1 protein-coding gene is annotated in these 377 nt (G+C 61.3%); it reads right to left on the bottom strand.

What is annotated here, in order from left to right; all coding sequences use genetic code 11:
• A partial coding sequence (locus D5687_RS11140) for an MFS transporter (protein ID WP_125199831.1) occupies positions 1 to 333 on the bottom strand: 333 nt, incomplete at its 3' end.
• Positions 334 to 377: the final 44 nt, after the last annotated feature.

Here is a 377-nt window from a genome sequence, read left to right as displayed (position 1 = left end):
GAACGCCGCTCCTAAACCTTGGATCACTCGTGCGACCGTGAAAACTGCCAGGCTGACCGGTAGCACACAGACAATAGAGCTCACGACGAAGAGCGTGACCCCGAACACAAAACTGCGCCTGCGACCGTAGCGATCGCCCAGCAGGGCGCAACTCATCAGCACGGCCGCCATGCCCAGGCTGTACCCGGCGACCGCCCACTGCAGACCTTGTTCGCCCGTGTGAAACACCTTTTGGATGCTGGGCAATGCGACATTGACGATGTTGACGTCCACGAACACCATGAAGATGCCCAGCCCCGTTGCCAACACGGTCAGCCGCTGGCGCGGTGTCATTGCAGTGTGGGAATCGCCGTCCACGGTGTCGGGTGCCGCAGTCA

The organism is Guyparkeria sp. SCN-R1 (assembly GCF_003932495.1).
GTDB lineage: Bacteria > Pseudomonadota > Gammaproteobacteria > Halothiobacillales > Halothiobacillaceae > Guyparkeria.
The sequence above is the reverse complement of the archived record's forward strand: the minus strand, read 5'-3'. Positions and strand labels throughout refer to the sequence as shown.